Source organism: uncultured Mucilaginibacter sp. (assembly GCF_903913935.1).
Classification (GTDB): domain Bacteria; phylum Bacteroidota; class Bacteroidia; order Sphingobacteriales; family Sphingobacteriaceae; genus Mucilaginibacter.
The window spans coordinates 1-4,864 of record NZ_CAIWNH010000578.1 but is presented as its reverse complement, the minus strand read 5'-3'; the positions used below and the strand labels follow the sequence as shown (position 1 = coordinate 4,864).

The 4,864-nt window shown below is 41.1% G+C and carries 2 protein-coding genes; one reads left to right on the top strand and one right to left on the bottom strand.

The features are described 5' to 3' along the window. On the top strand, positions 1-760 hold a 760-nt coding region (locus QZY09_RS23510; protein WP_295676825.1), incomplete at its 5' end, for a glycoside hydrolase family 92 protein. A 102-nt stretch (positions 761-862) separates the two neighbouring features. Here the strand turns inward: QZY09_RS23510 and QZY09_RS23505 are convergent. Next, positions 863-4,501: a VCBS repeat-containing protein gene (locus tag QZY09_RS23505; protein ID WP_295676823.1), complete on the bottom strand. Its 3,639-nt coding sequence runs from the start codon at positions 4,499-4,501 to the stop codon at positions 863-865. Between the last annotated feature and the right edge of the window lie 363 nt (positions 4,502-4,864).

The following is a 4,864-nucleotide window of genomic DNA, read 5'->3' as shown; positions in this document are numbered from 1 at the left end:
GCAGAATTACCGCAACTACTTCGACAAACAAACGGGATTTATGCGCGGCAAACTATCGGCAACTGAGTGGCGTACTCCATTCAGTCCGTTTGTGTCACGGCATATGAAGGACGATTTTACCGAGGGCAATGCCTGGCAATATACCTGGCTGGTACCGCAGGATGTTGAAGGACTGATAGCATTGCAGGGTGGCGACCAACCATTTACCCAAAAATTGGATTCGCTGTTTATTGCAAAAGGTGATATGGGCAGCGAGGCATCGCCTGATATTTCAGGATTGATAGGCCAGTACGCGCATGGCAACGAGCCAAGCCATCACATAGCTTATTTGTATGCCTACGCAGGCCAGCCTTGGAAGACCGCCGAAAAAGTGCGTTACATTATGGATAATTTTTATACTACCAAACCTGACGGCATTATCGGCAACGAAGATGTAGGGCAAATGTCCGCATGGTATGTTTTATCGGCCGTTGGGATATACGAGGTGAACCCGGCCAACGGTACCTTTGTGTTTGGCAGCCCTGCTATTAACGAGGCCATTGTACGCCTGCCAAAAGGCAAACAGTTTCATATCGTTGTTAAAAATAACAGTGCTAAGCATATCTATATCGGGGCCATAAGCCTTAATGGCAAACCGTACACACATGATTTTATCCGGTACAGTGATATTATGAGCGGAGGATCATTAACCATTTATATGACAGATAAACCCGGGAATTTCGGCACGCTGCCCGCAGACAGGCCCCATTCTGTTTTTTAAGCCGGACTCAAAGCTTTAAGAAAAAATCAAATCGACCTAAAAAACATTTCACATTGCCTTTATTTAAAGGGTTTGTGAAATGTTATTTGGGTAGCAAATTTGCTAAAATGATATATTTCTAATGTGGCCTTTGGTATCAGTTATCTGAACCTGTTTCACGTCATTATTTACAGTTAAAAACCTCCCGGATTGAGATAAAAACGATGAACCGTAATAAAACTCCTGTTTTTGTTTTGATCCATTTTTATAAAAGACAACAGCGCTTTCATCAGCTGGAAGCAGTTTAATATTGTTTACTTTTCTTTTCAGTTCAAATACTTTTAACGCGCCACGGTTTTGACTTGCAGCCAGCAAATAATTGCCTGAATTACCCTGCAACTTAACAAGTGCCTTCCCGTTACCCGGAATATAGATCCCGCTTTGGAGGATACTTTGCGGACTAAAGCCTCCCTTACCATCGCCTTTAAGCATTAATCCATTAAAGGCATCGTATCGCCCGGTACCCACTTCAGTGCCAAAATCATTGCCATTCATCATTACATCAAGGTTGCCGTCGCCATCAAAATCATCCACAACCATCCCGTTTATGGTCGAAATTTGCGCGGCATTGGGTAGTGGGATCATGGTGAATTTACCATCGCCATCATTCCTCAAATAACAGGATTGGGAGGTATTAGCCATTAGTCTTAACGCTCCTTTTCGTTGTTCAGGAGTCAGTATATCATCCATCGTGGCTGTGGCAAATGATTTGTAGTTGGTATACTTTTTCTTCATGCTGATCATTTCTTTCAACAGGTCATCCCTCCCAACCGCCGGAAACTCCTTTTTATTACCCTCCTGGTCGGGCAGAAAAATGGAAGTGATCGCATTAAAACTTCCATTTTTATCAAAGTCCTTAGCTGTAATAAAAACCGGGTATTGCTCGCTAGCCTTGTATAAGGTATTTGAACCAACGTTGCCGACGATATAATCCATTCTGCCGGTGTGCCTGAAATCTCCAGCCACGATACTGTTCCACCAGCCCGGGCTATTTGCCAGGCCTGATGTTGAGTTAGCGTTCTTAAATATACCATGATCATTTTTTAAAAATGTAACCGGCATCCATTCACCCGCTAAAACCAGGTCGGGCCAGCCATCATTGTCATAATCTGTAAAAATAGCATCGCATACCAAGCCTATATTTTTAAGGGAAGGAGCAACTTCGTTGGTCACATCGGTAAATTTCACCACGCCATTTTTGCTGTCGTTCCTTAAAATAAAGCTTGACACAGGTTTAGGGTAATGCCATGGGTCTACCCTGCCAGATACAAAAAGATCCGGCTTGCCGTCTTTGTTATAATCAATGGCCCTTACGCATAGTTTGCTGGTATGGTTTATTGGCAATGCATTTAGCGCTAATTTAAAATTACCCTTCCCATCATTTATATACAATTTATCCTGGTAAGTGGTATCATTTGGCGCATTTTTGAAGCCGCCCCTCGTAATATAGAGATCAGGTTTACCGTCGCCGTTGGCGTCAAACAGCAATAGCCCCTCATCCTTGGTATTAGGATTGGCATTTTGATCTGGCAAAAGCTGGCGCTGGATAAATGTACCGTTTGCCTGCTGTAATAACACCTGCGCTGCAACAAATGAATTACCGCCTATAATAATATCATCCAGCCCGTTGCCGTCAACATCACCAACAGCCAGCGCGGGGTCATATTCTGACAATTTATGGGGCAATAACTTCTGAATGTTAAAGTCTACAAAATCATATTCATTATGTACATAATGGATGTTTTTTGCCTTTGTTACTTCCGTAAATAAGGCTTTATCAGCAACTTTTGGCTGAACCCAGGTGTAAGGGACTCCTGCATCTTTAATATTAACCGTGATGACCTGGTTGGCTTTAACCTGTTGTAAAACCTGTTTTTTTCCATTTGGCCACCTGATAACTATGGAATCAAGCTTGCTGGTTGCACCCAAACCAAAGTGCGCTATGTTTTGATCTGATGACAAATAACCCCTGTATGGATTATTTTCAGCCACCTGGTGTTTGTTATGGTCATAATAGATATCGGCCCATGCGCCAAGGCCCGTCAGGTTATGGCTATCCCCTTTAAACTTTATTTGAATGTAATGGGTGTTTATTGTATCCTTTTCCCTCGCCGTGTTTTTATAAACCAGCGCCTCGTCGTCAATATTATTGATCACCAGGTCCATCGCGCCATCGTTATTTAAATCGGCATAAACGGCTCCGTTTGAGAATGCCGGTATACTTAAACCCCAGTCGGTAGTTTCGTCTTCAAACGTCAGGTCGCCTTTATTTCGGTAAGCATAGTTATGGATCTTAACCGAAGGAATCTGGCTCAACACCTGCTCTTTTGAACCTATCGCAAAAGCATTCTTGCGGTAAGTCATAAAATCATGATCGGTTAAATCTTTCGGAAAACCGTTGGTAATAATAATATCCCTGAAACCGTCATTATTAAAATCGGTGATTACCGGGGTCCAGCTCCAGTCAGTTTGGGCCACGCCGCCCATAAAGGCAATTTCGCTGAATGCAGGGCTGCCAATGCTGTCATTTTGCAAAAGCCTGGGGCCCTGGTTAAGCTGCAGCGTGTTCCGTACATATTGGTATTGAAAGTTATAAAGGTCAAATTTTTGCGTAGTTTGATAATTGTTTGGCCCCATCATCATCTTTTTCCGGTAATTATCCTCCGGGTTCATATCCAACTCAAACACATCAGCCAGCCCATCATTATTGATATCAACGATGTCCTGCCCCATCGAATTGAAAGATGTATGCTTAAAATACTCTTTCGACCGGTCAGTGAAAGTACCATCATGATTATTTATATATAATATATTTTGCGATAAAAAATCATTGGATATATATATGTCTTTCCATCCGTCGCGGTTAATGTCAACAATAGTTGCTGCATGACCTAAACCAGATAAGTTGATACCCGCCTTTGCTGACACATCATGAAAAACAGGATGTTTTAATTTGGCGTCCCATTCGTTATGGTATAACCGGCCCATGCTTTCATGCCCTGTCCTCGAAGCAACAGGCCCAAACATATTGGGGTAATAAGTTTCACTTGCTTCGTTAACGGTAAGGTACATATCCAAATTCCCGTCATTATCATAGTCAAAAAAACTGGCCATGGTTGACTGCACGTGTATATCAAGGCCATACTCTGCTGCCATTTCCTTAAAATGAGGGATACCGTCTTTACCAACACCCTGGTTGATGTACAACAGGTTACGGCGACGCAATGAATCCTTATATATCGTATTACAAACATAAATATCCATCAGGCCATCATTATTGATATCAAGTATAGCAACACCGCGGCCCCAGCGGCCCATACCTCCAACCCCTGCCTTATCGGTTACGTCCTCAAACTTAAAATTACCTTTATTGATGTACAGCCGGTTAGGCACCCGGTTCCCGGTGAAATATAGATCAGGCAACCCGTCATTATTAAAATCACCCACGCCCACCCCGCCGCCATTGTAAATATTTACGATATCAAGTGGATTAATCGAGTCGTTTTCGATAATTTTATTGTTAAAGTTTATGCCTGAATATGAGGAAGGTATCTGTTCAAATAAAGTTGGTTTTTTACATGAAAAAAAACTCAGGGTGCACATGAGCATAACTATGCCGATACTCCTGTATTTTGTGACTAATCGTCCGAAACCTATCATTACTGCGATTATTTTTAATATATTTTTAAATCTAAAATCCATTCTATTTTAATTTATTCTTTAATAATTTAGATATTATTAACCTATATTAATTAAAGATAATAAACAAACCATCATTAATCTATTTAACCACTGGCCCATTAATTTTAAATAGCTCTTGGGGCCATTATTAAACAATACTATTTTTCCACATTTCTGACAGGGGGGTTATCACGTCAAAGGAGTAGGCCCTCAAAATAAAAATCATAAAAACATTATAATCAACTTATTATAAATAATAAATCTTTAAATACATCCAGATGAGCTATAACAAGTATACTAAATTATTTAATCAAAACGGAACAAATTTCAGATTACAATTACGACAAATGACGTAGTAAGCCGGGCGTTAAAAGAAGTAATCTT